The organism is Paenibacillus sp. LX16 (genome assembly GCF_036252815.1).
In the GTDB taxonomy this organism is placed as follows: domain Bacteria; phylum Bacillota; class Bacilli; order Paenibacillales; family Paenibacillaceae; genus Paenibacillus; species Paenibacillus polymyxa_B.
Genome location: NZ_CP141152.1, coordinates 5,246,023 through 5,264,916 on the forward strand (window position 1 = coordinate 5,246,023; position 18,894 = coordinate 5,264,916).

The following is an 18,894-nucleotide window of genomic DNA, read 5'->3' on the forward strand; positions in this document are numbered from 1 at the left end:
ACAGAGAGCCTCTTGAATACAGTCTGCCGTTTTGCATAAAGAAAAGGGGGATATTCCCTTTAAATTATTTCACATATTGGTATTCATCTCGATTGGTCATTTGCTGCACTTTATAAACTTGTTGAACATGAATAGAGTATACGTAGCACTACACACAAGAGCCAATCACATGGGCTGCATCTAGTGAATCTACGCAAAGGAGCCGCTGAAGCGGATAATTGGGGTCGAAAATAAACCAAAACGTTAGGAGTGCTACACATCGAAACATATACAGCGAATATCGTTATAGATGCAAAGGCAAAGTTAGGCGAGGGTCCCAGCTGGGATCAGCGGTTTCAACGTTTATTTTGGGTTGATATTGAAGGCTTTCAATTGCATATCTACGATCCTTCTATGTCCACAGATCGTACAATAGATGTTGGTGAACATATTGGTGCAGTTGTACCTTATCTCAAAAATAAAGTAATCGTAGCGCTGACTAGTGGTCTATATTGTTTGGATATTGAGACAGGGACCAAAGTATTAATCCATGATCCTGAGGAAGGTAGACTAGGTAATCGTTTTAATGATGGAAAATGCGATCCTGTAGGACGTTTTCTAGCAGGAACAATGAGCTTAAATGACGAACACGCGCAAGGAGCATTGTATAGTCTGAGCACTAAAGGCCATGTCTCCTTACTGGTTGATAAAGCCTCCATATCTAATGGATTAGCCTGGAGCGCAGATCATCGTACAATGTATTACATTGATACTCCAACATTGGAGGTCGTCTCCTTCGATTACGATGTGGCACAAGGCACTATTAGGAATAAGCAACTGGTGGCTAGATTGGATGAAAGTGAAGGGTATCCAGATGGCATGACAATCGATGCAGAGGGCATGTTGTGGGTCGCGCGATGGGGCGGTAAACGTGTCTCCCGTATCCATCCTGCTCATGGAGAAGTGATTGCTGAGGTGTCGCTCCCCGTCAATTGTGTGACTTCGTGTGCTTTTGGCGGTGAACATCTGGATGAGTTATATATAACAACTGCTCAAGGTGATGATAATACCGATCAACCCTTAGCAGGCGGTCTATTCATGGTGAAAACAGGCGTAAAAGGGACGCCAACCTCATATTTTAATCAAGGACAAACGGCAAATTGGCTTGAACGATTAGTAAAAAGAAACTAGCAAAAGCCATGCTAAAGAGAGAGGAGCCCACTAGATTAATGGGCTCTCCTACATTGATTCAGCTAAAAGCAAGCCTCCAGAAGGCCCTCTTTGTTTCAGCTTTCCTTCTTAAACCCTTCACCCAATACCTCACGAGTATTACTAATAATCACAAAGGCCTCTGGGTCTACCAAACGGACGAGCGTTTTGAGGCGAGTTACCTCGTTTTGCCCGACTACAACCATAAGCACAGGACGTTCTTCGTTCGTGTAACCGCCCCGTCCCGCCAGCTCTGTCAATCCCCGGTCCAAATCCTGCAAAATAGCCTGCGTGATCGTTTCTTTCTGATTGGATATGATGTAAGCCACTTTGGAGTAGCTCAATCCCATTTCCACGGCATCAATGACCTTGCCCGTTACAAACAAGCCGATCAACGCATACAGCGCCCGTTCCGGCGAGAGGGTGAAACCAGCCAGTGTAATCACCGTGCCATCCATCAACATGACACAGAGAGAAAGACTAAAACCCGTATATTTTTGAATAATCTGCGCCAAAATAGCCAGTCCACCCGTCGAGCCCCTGCCACGAAACACAGTACCCAAACCCAACCCTACTCCGATTCCGCCATATAGCGAAGCCAGCAACGGATTGGTTGTCGGAACTGCCCAGTCCTTCGTCACATAAACGAATAGCGGCAGCATGATACTTCCCAGCAAAGAACGCAAACCGTATTTTTTCCCTAACAGCAGGACCCCTGCTATAAATAACGGAATATTCATTCCCCATTGCGTATAGGCGGGTTCCAGACCAAACAGTTCCTCGCCCAAGATAGACAAGCCCGATACACCCCCGGATGCGATCCGGTTTGGGAGCAAGAACATGTTAAAGGTCAGCGCTGTAATGAAAGAGCCGAGTATAATCAGTAAAATATCGGTCACGTTGCGTGCGGGTCCGCTGGCGGCAATCAGAGGCTTGCGTCGTCTTCGGCGAGCAGCGGGAGGATTCAATTGAGGCATCATTCGTGTTCTCCTTTAATTAAAAAATACCGTTACACAAAAATTCCTACAGTCCGCAGGCACATGGTCTGCGGACTGTAGGAAAACGTACAGGCTATTATTCTGCGTCCAGCTTAATTTGGCTGCGCAGGTAACCATCGATGAACGGATCGAGATCGCCATCCATGACAGCTCCTACGTTGCCAGTTTCAACGCTAGTACGGTGATCCTTAACCATGCTGTATGGATGGAACACGTAGGAGCGAATTTGGCTGCCCCATGCAATATCAGACTGTTCTCCGCGGATTTCGTCCAAATGCTGACGCTGCTCTTCGATCTTACGCTCGTAGAGCTTGGAACGGAGCATCGTCATGGCACGCTCTCGGTTCTTGATCTGGGAACGTTCATTTTGACAAGTCACGACAATACCGGAAGGTAAATGCGTAATCCGAACGGCTGAATCGGTCGTATTAATATGCTGACCACCCGCACCACTGGCCCGGTACGTATCAATTTTAAGATCTTCCGTGCGGATCTCAACGTCCACATCATCCGCAATTTCCGGCACCACATCACAGGATACGAACGATGTATGACGACGGCCGGAGGAATCAAATGGAGAGATACGAACAAGTCGATGCACGCCTTTCTCCGCTTTCAAATAGCCGTAGGCATTATAACCTTTGATCAATAGTGTTACGCTCTTAATCCCTGCTTCATCACCCGCTAGATAATCCAGGGTCTCTACCTTAAAGCCTCGTTTTTCAGCCCAGCGCGTATACATCCGTAGCAACATTTGCCCCCAGTCTTGGGACTCCGTTCCGCCTGCTCCCGGATGCAACTCCAGAATGGCATTAAGCTTGTCATACGGCTGATTCAAAAGCAATTGCAATTCAAACTCCTGAAGCTTGCTCAGCAGAGAAGTGACACTGTTCTCGATCTCTCCAGCCAGTGTTTCATCGCCTTCCTCATCAGCCAGTTCAGCCATCATACCAGCGTCTTCATATTCCTGACGAAGCTGTTCATAGCTGTCTACTGAAGACTTAACAGCGTTCATTTCTGCAATTACACCTTGGGCCTTGTCATTATCATCCCAAAAGTCAGGCGCAGCCATCTTTACTTCAAAGTTTGCGATCATTTCCTGTTTGAGATCTAAGTCAAAGAGACCCCCTAAGGTTTGTTAGTTTCTTGCCTATTTCTCGCAAATCATGTTTTACACTTGGATCAATCATGATGTCATTCTCCTTTTAATATATGGTTAGGGGGAGTAAAAGCGTTGTGAGTTACGGCTGGTGGGTAGGCGCTGCGCGAATGATTTGATCTTACGATCGCTGTTGCAGCGAGATGCCCTTGATTGGATTAACACATTCAAAGGTGGGCATCTCACTGCAAAGGCGAACGCTGACGCTTCTCCAGATTCAAATCCTCCGCTTCGCTACCAACCGCCGTAAAGTCAAACGACTTATAGATAATCAGCTCAGGTATGTGAGCCGAGTCAAGAGCTGAATTAACTGACAAGCAAGCTAAGACCCGCTTGCTTGTCATAATTGTTTTCAAAAAATTTAAGAGCAATTAACCATCCATCGATAACAAACCGATCCTCCAACAAAAACGCTATAAGCTGAAAACATCAGTGCATCCCCTGTATGGCACAAAATGGCCGACGGTCAGTGGTTGAACTGCCGCCTGCCATTATATGCACTACAGGGAATAGTGTATCTCAAGATCTCTCCCTTAATTTCAATCCGTTATTTTCTACGCGGACGCGAAGGAGCGGATTTCTTTTTAGGAGCCGCCGGTTCACCACTCGTCGAGATTTTGTCTTCGTCGATGACAGCCTGACGCTCTTGATTGGATTCAATTTGCGCCTTCATGATGTATGTCGCTACTTCCTCTTGGATGCTAGCAATCATAGCATGGAACATTTCGAAGCCTTCAAATTGATATTCGCGCAGCGGATCGGTACCGCCGTAAGCACGCAAGTGAATACCTTGACGCAATTGATCCATAGCATCAATATGGTCCATCCATTTGCTATCGACTGCACGCAGTACGATAACTTTCTCGAACTCGCGTACCATATCTTCGCCAATCATTTCTTCACGGCTGTGGTATCTGTTGGTAACTTTTTCGAAGATCATATCCACGATCTCCTCTTTTTCCTTGCCCCACAGGTCGTCACGCGTAAGTGTATTTTCCTCAAGCAGGTTGTTATTCACATACTCTGCTACTTCTTCAAGCTCCCAGTTTTCAGGAATGTCATCACCGCAATGAGCTTCCACCACACGCTCAATGACAGGCTTGATCATGTCAAACACAATTTCCTTGATGTTCTCTGATTCCAGCACCTCACGGCGTTGTTTGTAAATAATAGCACGCTGCTGGTTCATTACATCATCATACTGGAGAACAACTTTACGCTGATCAAAGTTGTTGCCTTCGACGCGTTTTTGAGCTGATTCGATAGCACGTGTAATCATGCGACTTTCGATGGGTTGGTCTTCCTCGAAGCCCAAGCGCTCCATCATATTCAGTACGTTGTCCGCACCAAAACGCTTCATTAACTCATCGCCCAGCGATAAGTAAAACTGCGTGGAGCCTGGATCACCCTGACGTCCTGCACGTCCGCGAAGCTGATTATCAATACGACGGGATTCATGACGTTCTGTACCGATAATGTGCAAACCACCAAGTTCTGATACGCCTTCGCCCAATACGATGTCAGTACCGCGTCCAGCCATGTTGGTAGCGATGGTTACTGCGCCAGCTTCACCTGCACGGGAAATAATCTCAGCTTCCTCAGCATGATACTTAGCGTTAAGCACTTTATGACGAACGCCTTTGCGTTTCAGCATTTCAGAAAGAAGCTCCGAGTTTTCAATAGAAACCGTACCTACTAATATCGGCTGGTTCTTTTTGTTACGCTCCAGGATTTCATCTACCACTGCATGGAATTTACCTTTCACGCTCTTATACACTACGTCAGGCATATCCACACGCTGGTTGGGGCGATTCGTCGGAATTTGGAGCACTTCCAGACCATATATTTTTTTGAATTCTTCTTCTTCTGTTTTAGCTGTACCCGTCATACCCGCCAATTTGCGGTACATACGGAAATAGTTTTGGAATGTAATTGTCGCCAGTGTCATGCTTTCATTTTGTACAATGATGTTTTCCTTCGCTTCAATAGCTTGGTGCAAACCATCACTGTAACGACGTCCAGCCATCAAACGGCCTGTAAACTCATCGACAATCAGGACTTCACCATCAGCCACGACATAGTCCACATCCAAACGCATAATAGCGTTAGCTTTCAAGGCTTGTACGATGTGGTGATTGATTGTAACACTTTCCTGATCGTACAAGTTTTCAAGACCAAAGAAATTCTCAGCCTTGGATACGCCATTTTCAGTCAATGCAACTGACTTCACCTTAATATCCAGCGTGTAATCTTCTTCAACATTCAGGCTCTTCACAAAACGGTCAGCCGCGAAATACAGCTCTGTCGATTTCTGAGCTTGTCCTGAAATAATCAATGGTGTACGAGCTTCATCGACGAGAATGGAATCCACTTCATCAATGATACAGAAGTACAACGGACGTTGTACCATCTGCTCTTTATAAAGCACCATATTATCGCGCAGATAATCGAACCCAAACTCGTTGTTTGTACCGTACGTGATATCACAAGCATACGCTTCCTGCTTGGCGGCATGATCCATATTCGCCAAATTCAGTCCTACAGTCATCCCCAGGAAGTTGTAGATTTGTCCCATTTCTCCGCTGTCACGCTGCGCCAAATAGTCATTGACCGTAACCACGTGCACGCCTTTGCCCAACAGAGCATTCAAATAAACCGGCAGTGTTCCTACCAGTGTTTTACCTTCACCGGTTTTCATCTCGGCAATTTTACCTTCATGCAGCGCAATACCGCCGAGCATCTGTACGTCATAATGACGTTTGCCCAGCACCCGCTTGGACGCTTCACGAACAGTTGCAAAAGCTTCCGGCAAGATTTCTTCAGCCGTAGTCCCCTGTTCGACCCGAGCTTTAAATTCCGCCGTCTTCGCTTGCAACTCCTCATCCGAGAGCTTTTCAAAATCCGGCTCTATCTTATTGATCAGTTCAACCGTCTTCATTAAACGCTTGACGTCACGTTCATTGGTATCTCCGAAGATTTTCTTAACAATTCCTAGCATGGTTTACCCCTTTCGCGCAAAACAATTAATAGAATCAATTTCACAATTAGAAAGGGTCCATGATGAAATTGATTCCCGATATGTTTGACAGGCCCGGCTGTACCAGCCCATCGTGCGATGTTCTTTGCATAAATTGTAACAGTTTGTAGGACATGCCGCAACACAAGCAGCCTCCAGATTTGCATCCGGTTAAAGATACCAAAACAATTGACGCACGAAATACACAACTTGGTTACACTTATCCAAGTTTAAATTTCCTTACATTTACAAAAAAACATATAAAAGAGCCCTATCCCGCCAGGTTCGCAAGGATAAGGCTCGTGTTGTTTTCATTTTCCTAATATCCATGAAGCATGCTTCAATCGAAATCGTTCTATTCATTTTAAAATGTGATAAGTTCCTACTTACAGGCTATTCCCGTTCGATCAGACCGTATTTACCATCATTGCGCTTGTAAACTACGTTAACTTCTTCGTTGTCAATATTGGAAAACACAAAGAAATTATGTCCAACCATGTTCATTTGAAGAATAGCTTCTTCCACATCCATAGGTTTCAATAAGAAACGCTTGGTGCGGACGACTTCCAGCTCATCCAGTTCTACATCCTCATCTTCAGCAACAGCCACGCCACCTGCCGGATCTTCCACAAAAAGGGTTTTCAAACTACCTTCCTGACGGAATTTTCGGTTTAGCTTGGTTTTGTGCTTGCGAATTTGCCGTTCAAGCTTGTCTACCACGGCATCAATGGATGCATACATGTCATCGCTCTCGTCTTCGGCACGGAGTACAAGCCCCGGCAAAGGAATGGTTACTTCTACAGTGTGCAAATCTCTGGTTGTGCTTAACGTTACACTTCCATCAGACGTCGGGGGTGCATCGAAATACTTTTCAAGTCTGCTGAATTTCTTATCAACGTAGTCCTTCAAAGCGTCGGTAACCTCGATCTGTTGACCTCGTACTGTTAAGTTCATAGGGCACGCCTCCTTTGCCCCTTCAGTATAGCACATATGTTAACGCCAAGTAAAAAAAGAGACCAACATTTCGAAGCTATTTTACAAAATTCCTCTTTTTTCGCTAAAACGCTTCCCATAACGTCATTCTTTGAAAACAGGTATGTTTAAAATCGACTTGCATACATATGTGAATAATGAGTGCATATATAAAGATTGCTCCGCTGACGTCATGACAAACAACTATTTTGGGCTTCATGCTAAGCGATTTTTATCGAAAAAGGGGGTGTCCCTTTCCCGCTGGACAGGTACATGGACTTGTGCGGTATGCAACGCCTGGTTACAACCCAGACAATTTATACGAAAGGATTATTACACCCAGCCTAGCTGGCTCTTCCCTATACGGAGATCCCAAGATAACGGATTTGGAAGAGATAGAAAGTAGGAAGCTAATCCATGGCTTTTATTCAGCGTTACGTAACGAACCAAACGGGGGCTGTCACCTTTATAGGGAATACACTTGGGCTGGCACGCTCTAATTCGGTAGGAGTGCCGGGAACAGCGACCAGCATTGGCGCTTTCATCACAACCAATACAGCCTCTCGCTTCGGCACGTATCCATTTGGCACGACTTCTACCTTTACCAGTAACTCATCGACAGCATTCCTTGTGCTCCCTGCGGGCAGTACGGTGCTGTATGCTGAGCTTATTTGGGGAGGAAGTTATGCCAACGGCAGTACCAATGTATTGTCCAGCGTCAACAACCCGGTCACATTTCAGACACCAGTTTTATCTACTACGGTAAGTCCTGAATCTGCAACATCAGTCAACGTCACCAGTCTCAGTACCTATGTGAGAACAGCGAATGTCACAAATCTGGTCATTCAAGGCGGTGCAGGGGCATACACGGTCGGAAATGTGACGGGCACCATCACGGTTCCCGATTCCACCAACACCAACCATGCCGGCTGGACGCTGGCTGTGGTGTACAATAACCCATCTCTGCCCTTCCGCAACCTGTCACTACGTGTTGGTGGTGAAGGGGTCAGTACCGCTACAGGCTCGGTCAATGTGGTGGTGAGTGGCTTTGCCACGCCCGTACAGGGGACTTTGCGCGGCAGGGCGCTGATTAGCGCCCAAGAGGGTGACGTGGACATCACTGGTGACCGTGCGTTGTTTGGACCTACCACATCCAGTTTGACTGCGCTGTCTGGGCCTAATAATTTTTCGACTAATTTTTTCGCTTCCCAAATAAACGGAGACGACGGTACATTGGTCACGACCGGGACCTTCGGTACAACTAATGCCGTGAATGGGGCACCTGGAACGCAGGTGACGGGCGGAAGGCAAGGTTGGGACATTACCAATGTCGATATATCCTCCACGCTGCTCAACAGCCAAACCACAGGTGTCCTCCAGCTGACAACAAATGGCGACATTTACACTGTAAATGCCAATGCCATTCAAATTGATATCAATGCTCCGCTGGTGACCCTGACCAAAACAGCCAGCTCTACAGGCTTGGTTATCGGCGATACAGTGACCTATACGATTAACATTTCGAATACGGGGCTCGTCAGTGCTTCCAACACAGTGCTTACCGATACCATACCAGCCGGGGCTACCTTCGTACCCGGCAGTGTTGTTGTCGCGGGCACAGCCCAGCCAACGGCCAATCCCGCTACAGGTATCACAGTGGGCAGTGTAGCTCCTGCTTCCACGGCGACCATTACATTCCGTGCAACCGTCACTTCATTGCCAGCAAACACCCAGCTGGGCAATCAAGCATCGGCATCCTTTTCCTTCCAAACCGTGCCGGGAGGGCCTGTCATTTCTGGCAACGTTCCGTCCAACACTGCCAGTACACCAATCTACCAACCTGTTATTGGGATTGTTAAAAGTGCCAATACAACGGCTGCTACAGTTGGAGATACGATTACGTACACATTCCAGATATCCAACACGGGCAGCATTGCTGCAAATCTCAGCTTTTCGGAGAGCATTCCCACCGGATCATCCTTCATACCGGGCAGTGTGACCATTGGTGGTTCTTCCGTGCCTGCTGCCAATCCCGCTACTGGTTTTTCAGTAGGAACGATTAATACAGGTGCTACTATACCCGTGACCTTCCAAACCCTCGTCAACGCGGTTCCCGCCTCTGGTAATTTGACCGATCAGGCAGCTTACACGTATACCTTTACACCGCCTGACGGACGTGTATTGAACGGAAGCGGGACGTCCAACACGCTCACCATTCCCATATCCTCACCAAATGTGACCGTGACAAAAGCCTCTTCCCTGGCGGCAGCCGCAGTCGGAGAGACTGTTCAATTTACCATAACCGCCACAAACAACGGAATCGCCAATGTGACCAATGTAGTCGTTACCGATCCGCTGCCAAGCGGAGTTGCCTTTGTACCTGGTAGCGTCACCGTGAACGGAACTGCTTCTGCGACTGCTACACCTGTGAACGGCATTCCGATCGGCACTTTAGCTCCGGGCGCATCGGTTACGGTTGTATTTCGGGCAGCCATTAATTCTCTGCCTTCTCCTGCACAGATCAACAATCGTGCAACTGTCAGCTTCACTTCTGGGGCCTTTACCGGATCATCTTTGTCCAATCTTGTAACCATACCTGTCGTTATTGCAGCGCCGACGATTACCAAAAGCGCAAGCTCCAACCGTGCCAGCGTTGGCGGGACGATTACTTATTCATTTCTCATCGCTAATACCGGAACAGCCGTATTAAACACGACCTTGACGGAAACTGTACCGACAGGCTCCACCTTTATTCCCGGAAGCGTCATTGTCGGCGGGTCCTCAGTGCCAGGCGCCAATCCTAATACGGGAATTTCAGTGGGCACCGTAAGCCCTGGTGCGCAAATTACAGTCTCATTCCGGACGACAGTGGATTCCCTACCACCCGGGGGTGGGTTAAACGATCAGGGCCTGCTCCAATATTCATATCAGTTGCAAGACGGAAGAACCCTCTCGGGCTCGCTTCTTTCCAATATTGTTTCCGTATCGATTTCGCTTCCCAACGTAGCAGTAACCAAGTCTGCGGGATTCACATCCGTTAGTGTTGGCGAAACGCTGACCTACAGCGTGAACGCCATCAATAACGGAATTGACCCCATCACAAACACCGTGATCACCGATCCACTCCCCGGCAGCGTGTCATTTGTACCCGGGAGCGTAACCGTCGGTGGTTCACCTGTGAGCACAGCCGACCCAAGAAGTGGCATTCCAGTCGGCACCATTGGCGCAGGCGCATCCGTACAGGTGTCCTATGCTGTGCTGGTCAATGCCGTTCCGTCCGTACAGCCGCTGCAAAACACAGCCAGTGTCAGCTTCACCAGCGGTGCTTTTACCGGAACATCCCAGACAAATACCGTCTCTGTGCCGGTTTATCAGCCTCGCATCAGTGTGGCCAAATCTGCAAATACAACAGCAGCTACGATAGGCGACACGATTCTGTACACATTGTTGGTCACGAACAGCGGCAATTATAACGCTTCTGTAGCGCTGACAGATGCTATTCCTGCCGGGTCCACGTTTATGGAGAACAGCGTGGTAATCAATGGTGTTAGTCAGCCCGGAGCCAGTCCAGCAGCAGGTATTTTCATCGGAACCGTGTCGCCGCAAAGCCCTATCACACTGACATTCCAAACTGTAGTGGCTTCTCTTCCAACACCATCCCAACTGACAGACCAAGCCATCGTCGCCATTTCCTTTACGTTGCCCGATGGGCGAGTGCGAACAGATAACACATCGTCCAACGTGCTATCCATTCCTGTATCAGCACCGAATGTGTCCATTTCGAAGACTGCAGACCGTTTCACCGCCATTCCAGGTGATTCGGTATTATACACCCTGACCGTACTCAACAACGGAACCCAGACCGTGAACAATGTGGTCGTTTCCGATCCTATCCCGGCCGGCTCTCAATTCACTGCGGGTAGCGTAACGCTGAATGGCTCCACAATAGCCAGTGGAGATCCTTCTTTAGGTATCTTAATTGGGAGCATTGCCGCTGGAGGCGGAGCTACGATCACTTTCAGGGTAACGGTCTCCTCTCCATTACCAAGTCCGCCGCAGCTCACCAATCAATCACGTGTCAGCTACACCAGCGGTGCTTTTTCAGGCGTTTCAGCATCTAACCCGGTGACGGTAGCCGTCAATGCCCCCGTGCTAACTGTCAGTAAAACAGCAGATCCCATAAAGGCAACAGTTGGCGATATCGTAACGTATTCCGTGGCGGTAACCAACAATGGTAACATAGCTGCTGCTGCCACATTGACAGACAATATTCCCGCAGGCTCAGCACTAGTACCGAACAGTGTGGTCGTCAGCGGTGTTCCTATTCCTGGTACCAGTCCCGAAGCAGGTCTGTCTATTGGCTCCATTGCACCTGGAGCCGTAACTCAAACAACTTTTCAGGTGGTGATTACTTCCGTGCCTTTACCTCCCCAACTCACCGACCAGGCGAATATCAGCTTTTCCTTTCAACCGCCGGATGGCCGGATTGTTAACGGCAATGTTTCGTCCAATATTGTCACAATTCCTGTATCGTCACCCAATGTGCAGGTCAGTAAAAGCACCTCGGCAACTGATGCCGTTCCTGGTGATACGATAACCTATACTATTACTGCTACCAATAGTGGCATCGAAATCATAACAGATGTTCGTGTGACCGATACCATTTCGACAGGCTCCTCTTTTGTTCCTGGCTCGGTTATTGTAAATGGAACAACATTGCCGTCAGCCAGCCCCTTAACGGGGATTCCAATCGGCTCCATCGCTGCTGGGGCGTCAACAACCGTTACCTTTTCCGTGTCTGTCAGCAGCCTGCCTGACCCACCTCAGCTGAGTGATCAGGCTACAGTTTCTTTTACCAGCGGTACACTGAATTTTACATCACTCTCCAACACAGTTGTCGTCCCTGTTTACCAGCCTATTATCAATCTTGTTAAAACCGCAAATACGAGTCAAGCAACGGTAGGCGACACCGTAGTCTATACACTCACCGCCCAAAATACAGGTAATCTAGCAGCGACCGCCACCTTCACCGATGCCATTCCATCAGGCTCCTCCTTTATACCGAATAGCGTCACCGTGAACGGTCTGCCTGTTGCTGGAGCCAATCCTCAATCAGGGATAGTGGTCGGAAACATTGCAGCAGGGGCTTCTGTCGCCCTTACCTTTCAAGTGGTCATTAACGCTGTCCCTGCTGGTCTGGGTCTATTAAATCAAGGTTCGGCCACATTCACCTTCCAGCCGCCTGACGGCCGCACATTAAATGGAAGCGCACAATCCAATCCGGTGTTCATTCCCGTATCCAATCCGAATGTCACCGTGACCAAAACGGTCAATCAGACCTCTGTAGCCTTCGGCGATACCATTACGTATACCATTAACGCAGTAAATAGCGGCATTACACCCGTGACGGGAACTGTCTTTATCGACCCGATTGCTGATGGCACTACTTTTATACCTAATTCCGTACAAGTCAATGGTGTCACTATACCGGGCGCCAACATCGCCACAGGCGTATCCGTAGGCACCGTCCCTGCCGCCAGCTCAGTAACGGTCACCTTCCAGACCACGGTAACATCCTTGCCAGTGTCAGGTTTGTCAACGGATCAGGCAACGGTCTCTTTTAATTCCGGGGCTTTCGCAGGTCAATCCGTCTCGAATCAAGTCAGCCTGCCTGTATTACAGCCGATCTTGAATGTGACCAATACCCTCAGTGCAGATCGTGCAACCGTAGGGAATACAATTGGCTTTTTCATCACTGTAACCAATACCGGCAACGCGCCTGCAGAAACGGTCGTGCTTGATCTGTTGTCCAGCTCGCTTAGCCTGAATCAAAATAGCGTATTGGTCAACGGTGCGCCCATTCCCGGAGCAGACCCCATTACAGGCATTAATATCGGTTCAATCGCCCCAGGCGAGACGGTAACCGTCTCGTTTAGCGCCGTGGTCATATCGGTACCACCAGGCTCCATACTAACCAACCAGGCCACTGTGAACTACACGTTCCAGCTACCAGATGGACGAACGCTGACCGGAAATGGTGCAGCCCTACCTGTATCCATTCCGATCTCATCACCGAATGTTACAGCCACAAAGGCAGCTGATGTGGCTGTCGCTGTCGTGGGTGATTCTGTCCCCTATGTCATAACTGCGTTCAATAACGGACTCGATCCGGTTACTAACGTAATCGTCACAGATACTATTCCTTTTGGAACTGCCTTTGTCCCGGGCAGCGTTACAATCAATGGTACTCCTGTTGTTACAGCCAATCCGCAAAACGGCATTCCTGTCGGAACGCTTGGAGCTGGGGGCGGAGCCACGATTCGCTTTTTGCTTAACGCACAATCACTGCCTTCGCCAGCGTCCATCACCAATGAAGCGACCGTCAGCTTCACTTCAGGTACCTTTAACGGATTTTCGGTATCCAATCCCGTCACCATCCCTGTGTATCAACCGATCGTCACTGTAACCAAAAGCGCGGGAACGGGAAGAGCTACGGTTGGAGATACTGTAACCTATACATTCTCCGTTACGAACTCTGGAAACATCGGTGCAGATACCGTACTTAGTGATCCCATTCCGGCAGGGGCTGCTTTTATCCCTAATAGTGTAGTAATCAATGGTACCGCCGCACCTGGTTCGGATCCAAGTGTTGGGATTCCATTAGGTATCATAGATGCAGCTACGACCGTTACTCTGACCTTTCAGGCAGTCATTACCTCAGTGCCCGCATCAGGTACATTGGTCAATCAGGCGACCGCAGCTTACAGCTATCAACCTCCAGATGGGCGTGTCCTGACTGGAAGTGCAGTATCTCCGTCCGTGACCGTCTCGGTCTCTTCGCCGGATGTGGACGTTACCAAAACAGCCTCTGCTACGGATGCCGTAGTCGGAGATACCATTACGTATACTGTGATCGCTACGAATAACGGAATCAGTCAAGTCGTCAATGCCGTTGTATCTGATCAACTGCCGCCCGGCACCAGCTTTGTTCCGGGTAGCGTAACCGTGAATGGAACTTCGGTACCTGCTGCGTCGCCAAGCTCCGGTATCCCTGTAGGTACCATTGCAGTAGGTGGTTCGGCAGCAGTTACATTCCAGGTCTCCGTCGTTAGTCTGCCGCAGCCGCCGCAAATAACCAATCAAGCGACCGTCAGCTTTACTTCAGGCGCGTTGACCACGTCTTCGCAATCCGATCCGGTTACCTTGCCTGTTTATCAGCCGATCATCGGCCTGACCAAAACCGTCAACACCGTCAACACACAAATCGGCTCAACATTGGTCTACACCCTGACGCTCACTAATACCGGAAATATTGCCGTTATACCTGTGCTGTCGGATAACATTCCTACTGGCTCTGAGCTACTGCCTAACAGCGTAGTCGTTAACGGCATCCTTGTACCAGGAGCTTCGCCAGTTACAGGCATAACGCTCGGATCACTGGCCCCCTCAGGCAGTATTACAGTGAGCTTCCAAACCATCGTCTCGTCTCTACCAACTCCGCCTATATTGACCGACCAAGGGCAAGCGAACTTTACGTACTCACCGCCAGATGGTAGGGTGCTGAGTGGTTCCGTCACATCCAATACAGTCAATGTTGCTGTGTCTGCACCTAATATTCAGGTGACGAAAACATCCAGTCTGGCAACCGCTGTAGTCGGAGATACGATCAGATATACACTGAGCATCACGAATAGCGGTGTGGATTCAGTCACAGATACCGTCGTAACCGATACAATTCCTGAAGGCACCTCCTTCGTTCCGGGCAGTGTCCTCATCGACGGAGTAGCCTTCCCTAATGCCTCTCCGGTTACTGGAATTGCCATTGGAAACGTCGCATCTGGAAATACATTCGTCGTCAGTTTCCAGACGACTGTCCAGTCTTTGCCGCAGCCACCACTGCTCACAGATATTGCAGCCGTCACGTTTACTAGCGGAACGTTCACTGGCACTGCATTTTCCGATCCACTCATCGTACCTGTGTTCCAACCGTTAATTGCAATTACTAAAGCATCCAGCACTCTCAACGCCTCCGTCGGCGATACACTGACTTACACGATTACGGCCGTGAATAGCGGCAATATTGCAGCAGCGCTTACCATCAGCGATAACATCCCGATCGGATCGACTTTCCTTGCCAACAGTGTCAGCATTGCTGGCAGTCCGCAACCTGGATTGTCCATCGAAACTGGCGTTCCAGTTGGATCCGTGTTGCCAGGCGGAACAGTATCCGTAACGTTCCAAACCGTTATCAATACTCTGCCTAATCCACAGGTGTTGGTCGATCAGGCATCAGGCTCATTCACTTTCCAACCACCAGATGGCAGAACTGTATCCGGATCTGCGGTATCCAATTCAGTTAGTATTTCTGTATCCTCACCAGACGTTAGCATCGTCAAAGGAACGGCGGCTACCGACGCCATCATTGGCGATATCATCACCTACACACTGGCTGTCTCCAACAATGGGATCAGTACAGCCAGTAATATAGTGGTTTCAGATATAATTGCGGCGGGAAGCTCCTTTGTAAATGGCAGTGTTACCATAAACGGAACTTCCTTCCCTGATGGAAACCCTGGATTTGGTATTGCCATCGGTACACTCGCTCCAGGAGCTGTTACTACCGTTACGTTCCAGGTTCGAGTCGATTTCTTGCCCACACCGGCACAATTAAACAATCAGGCATCCGTTAGCTTTACCAGCGGGGCATTTACTGGTAGCTCAACATCTAATGTAATAACCATTCCGGTCTTCCAGCCGATCCTGACAGCAGTCAAAACAAGCAATACCAATAATGCCACAGTCGGAGACATCATCACTTACACGATTGTCGTATCTAACACGGGTAACATTGCAGCCTCAACTACTGTAAGTGACAATATTCCAGACGGCTCTGTATTCCTTCCTAACACCGTCTCAATTAACGGCATTGCAGCTCCCGGCGCAAGCCCTGTTTCCGGCATCCCGACTCCAGCCATACCACCAGGACAATCGGCGACCATCACTTTCCAAGTGCTGGTATCTTCCATCCCTGCAACCATACTGCTGGTCGATCAGGCTGAGGTAGAATATCGCTTTAATGCACCAGATGGACGAGAGGCAGGCGGTTTCCATTCATCCAACATTGTTGAGGTTGCCGTGTCACCGCTAGACATCACATTAAGTAAAAGCGTAAGCTCACCTTTCGCCACTACTGGTGATACCTTGACGTATGAACTCGTGATCCTCAATGAGGATGCGAATACCGTGCAAGATGCCCGTTTGCTGGATACTTTGCCAGAGGACATCGAGTTTATTACAGGTTCAGTTCAGATTAATGGATCTACGGTGGCAGAAAGCGATCCCGGAACCGGCATACCTTTGCCACCGTTAGAAGCGAATACCAAGACTGTCATATCCTTTGATGTCCGTATCACAGCGACAGAACAGCCAGGGCCACGTACGAATCAGGCGCGCTTGTTACTCTCAAATGGTGAAGAAGCGAGTGCTGTTTTGTCCAATGCTGTCACCATTGCCTTACTTCAGCCTGTGGTGAAACTGATGAAAATAGCCAGCACGGAGAGCGTACAGCCAGGTCAAAGCATCACCTATTCCATCATCACAGAAAATACGGGAAATATCGGTGCGTTTGGCTTGTTAACGGACTCATTGCCATCGGATCTTTCTTTTGTTCCCGGCTCTGTTTCGGTTAATGGAACCCCTCAATATGGGGTCAGTCCAGGGCAAGGCATTGCCCTAGGCACCATCGCACCAGGAGAAAAAACGACTACCGTCTTCTCCGCGCTTGTCGTTCGTGCCTCCGAGTCTGGCACACTGGTGAATCAAGCTTCGCTGGCTTACTCCTACCAGCTGCCGGACGGACGAAGCACGAATCTGGTAACTGCTTCACCTTCTGTCTCGGTTAAAGTAGCCCCTACTGCTAAAGGAGTCTTGTCAGCCGTGCTACGCACAACAGTATCTACTGTCGCATTAAGCGATGCTGTGCCTTATCAGTTGACTCTTGTTAACGATGGAGGCTCGGTCATTACCGATGTAGTGTTAGCCGATTACGTACCGAATGGAACCATCATAAACCCGGATAGCTTGAGAATTAACGGTTCTCCACCTGCTGCTAGCAAGCCGGGTGAACCATTATTTATCGGCAGCTTACAGGCGGGACAGACAATGGATGTATCCTACAGCGTGAACGTTCAGTCTCTGCCTCTCGGAGGACGTCTAAACAATAGCGTACGTCTTCAATATGCTGGCAGTGACGGTGCGAGCGAGGTTACCAGCAATACCGTGACTATAACTGTTTTTGATCCACAGCTTGCCGCAAGTATCTCCACGGAAAATACAGAGGCTATCGCAGGAGAACGCCTCACTTATACGTTACTGCTCAACAACTTTGGCAACGTAACATCCGAAGTTACACTGCAAAATTTCATTCCTGCCGGGACTCTATTGATTCCTGACAGCATACAGTTGAACGGTCAATCACTGTCAGGAACCGATCCTACTGTCGGTGTTAGCCTTGGGTCTGTGGAACCTGGGCAGTCATTGACACTGACTTATCAAGTGACCGTATCGGAGACGCCTCCATCCGGTTACATCGTAAATCAAGCTGCCCTTGCCTACTCGTTTACGTTACCTGGAGGAAGAACCGTGTTGGGAACATTGACTACGAATACCGTTACAATCCCAGTGGTATTCCCGCTGCTCGAATTAGTTAAAAAGGTGAATACGACGGATGCCTCTGTAGGCGACACACTCACCTTCACCATCCAAATTACTAACAAAGGAGGAATCCCAGCGCAGTATCCTCTGTTCACAGATCCGTTGCCGCATGGACTCATTTATGTACCCAACAGCCTAACTATCCAAGAAAAAGCACAGCCAGGCGCTAATCCCGCTGTAGGTATCACGCTCCCGGATATTGCACCAGGGGAGACGCTCACCCTTACGCTCCAGGCACAAATTCGTGAAGCACCAGCAGAGGGAACATTCAGCAACCAAGCCACCATCGAATATACCTCACGTCGTAGTGGTGGAGAGACCATCCATGAAACAACCCAAACCAACACCGTCGGCGTGACCGTTATTGCCGCCATCCCTAAACTTACGCTTAGCTCCAGCGCTTTGCGTGTCGGGCAAGAAGATACCCTGTCCTTCACCGTCCATGTGGAAAACATCGGCAATACTCCGCTGGAAGAGCTCTTGCTCACAGCACCATTCTCAGCCGAAGATTTCCTTGTACTGAGAACCGTCACCGTGAATTCTGTGCCGCTTCCGCATCCTAACCTGCTCCAAGGTATTCCGTTAGGTCGGCTTGACCCAGACCACAAAGCCGTCATCGTCTTTTCTTTCGACATCGAATCTGCGCTCCGCGCGTATCTGATCGCCCAGGTCATCCTGCGCTATCAATTCCGCTATCCAGACGGAAGCGTAGAGAAACAATCTGCCTCCTCCAATACCATTTTTGTGGAGATGGCTGACTTTGATGGTTCTCTAGAGTAAACCTTCTATTGTGTTGAGCTCCTTACCACCGGGTAAGGGGCTTTTTTATGTAATTAGAAAACATAAAA

The 18,894-nt window shown here is 48.9% G+C and carries 7 protein-coding genes; 2 read left to right on the forward strand and 5 right to left on the reverse strand.

Annotated elements, in window-relative coordinates:
• Nucleotides 1-249: 249 nt before the first annotated feature.
• On the forward strand, nt 250-1,170 hold the full coding sequence (locus tag T3H97_RS23525; RefSeq protein WP_328801021.1) for an SMP-30/gluconolactonase/LRE family protein: 921 nt from the start codon (nt 250-252) through the stop codon (nt 1,168-1,170).
• A gap of 95 nt (nt 1,171-1,265) precedes the next feature.
• Here T3H97_RS23525 and T3H97_RS23530 read toward each other — a convergent pair whose 3' ends face one another.
• The 5 genes from T3H97_RS23530 to hpf all read right to left on the reverse strand — a co-directional run bounded on the left by T3H97_RS23530 (nt 1,266) and on the right by hpf (nt 7,315).
• Nucleotides 1,266-2,165 (reverse strand): YitT family protein, encoded by a 900-nt coding sequence (locus T3H97_RS23530; RefSeq protein WP_272640955.1) that lies wholly within the window; start codon nt 2,163-2,165, stop codon nt 1,266-1,268.
• A gap of 97 nt (nt 2,166-2,262) precedes the next feature.
• A protein-coding gene (prfB, locus tag T3H97_RS23535) for a peptide chain release factor 2 (protein ID WP_103047450.1) occupies nt 2,263-3,376 on the reverse strand; the annotation gives its coding sequence in 2 pieces (ribosomal slippage) (nt 2,263-3,303 and nt 3,305-3,376; 1,113 coding nt in all).
• A 151-nt stretch (nt 3,377-3,527) separates the two neighbouring features.
• The gene (locus tag T3H97_RS23540; protein ID WP_328801022.1) at nt 3,528-3,662 is read right to left on the reverse strand and encodes a hypothetical protein; all 135 of its coding nucleotides are present in this window, start codon (nt 3,660-3,662) and stop codon (nt 3,528-3,530) included.
• A gap of 230 nt (nt 3,663-3,892) precedes the next feature.
• Nucleotides 3,893-6,343 carry a preprotein translocase subunit SecA gene (gene secA / locus T3H97_RS23545; RefSeq protein ID WP_328801023.1) on the reverse strand — a complete coding sequence of 817 codons (2,451 nt, stop codon included), beginning with the start codon at nt 6,341-6,343 and terminating at the stop codon, nt 3,893-3,895.
• Between the two features lie 411 nt (nt 6,344-6,754).
• Nucleotides 6,755-7,315, reverse strand: coding sequence for a ribosome hibernation-promoting factor, HPF/YfiA family (gene hpf, locus T3H97_RS23550; RefSeq protein WP_013312261.1), 561 nt, complete (start codon nt 7,313-7,315; stop codon nt 6,755-6,757).
• Between the two features lie 435 nt (nt 7,316-7,750).
• Here hpf and T3H97_RS23555 point away from each other — a divergent pair, with 435 nt between their 5' ends.
• On the forward strand, nt 7,751-18,826 hold the full coding sequence (locus T3H97_RS23555) for a DUF7507 domain-containing protein (RefSeq protein WP_328801024.1): 11,076 nt from the start codon (nt 7,751-7,753) through the stop codon (nt 18,824-18,826).
• The last annotated feature ends 68 nt before the right edge of the window (nt 18,827-18,894 follow it).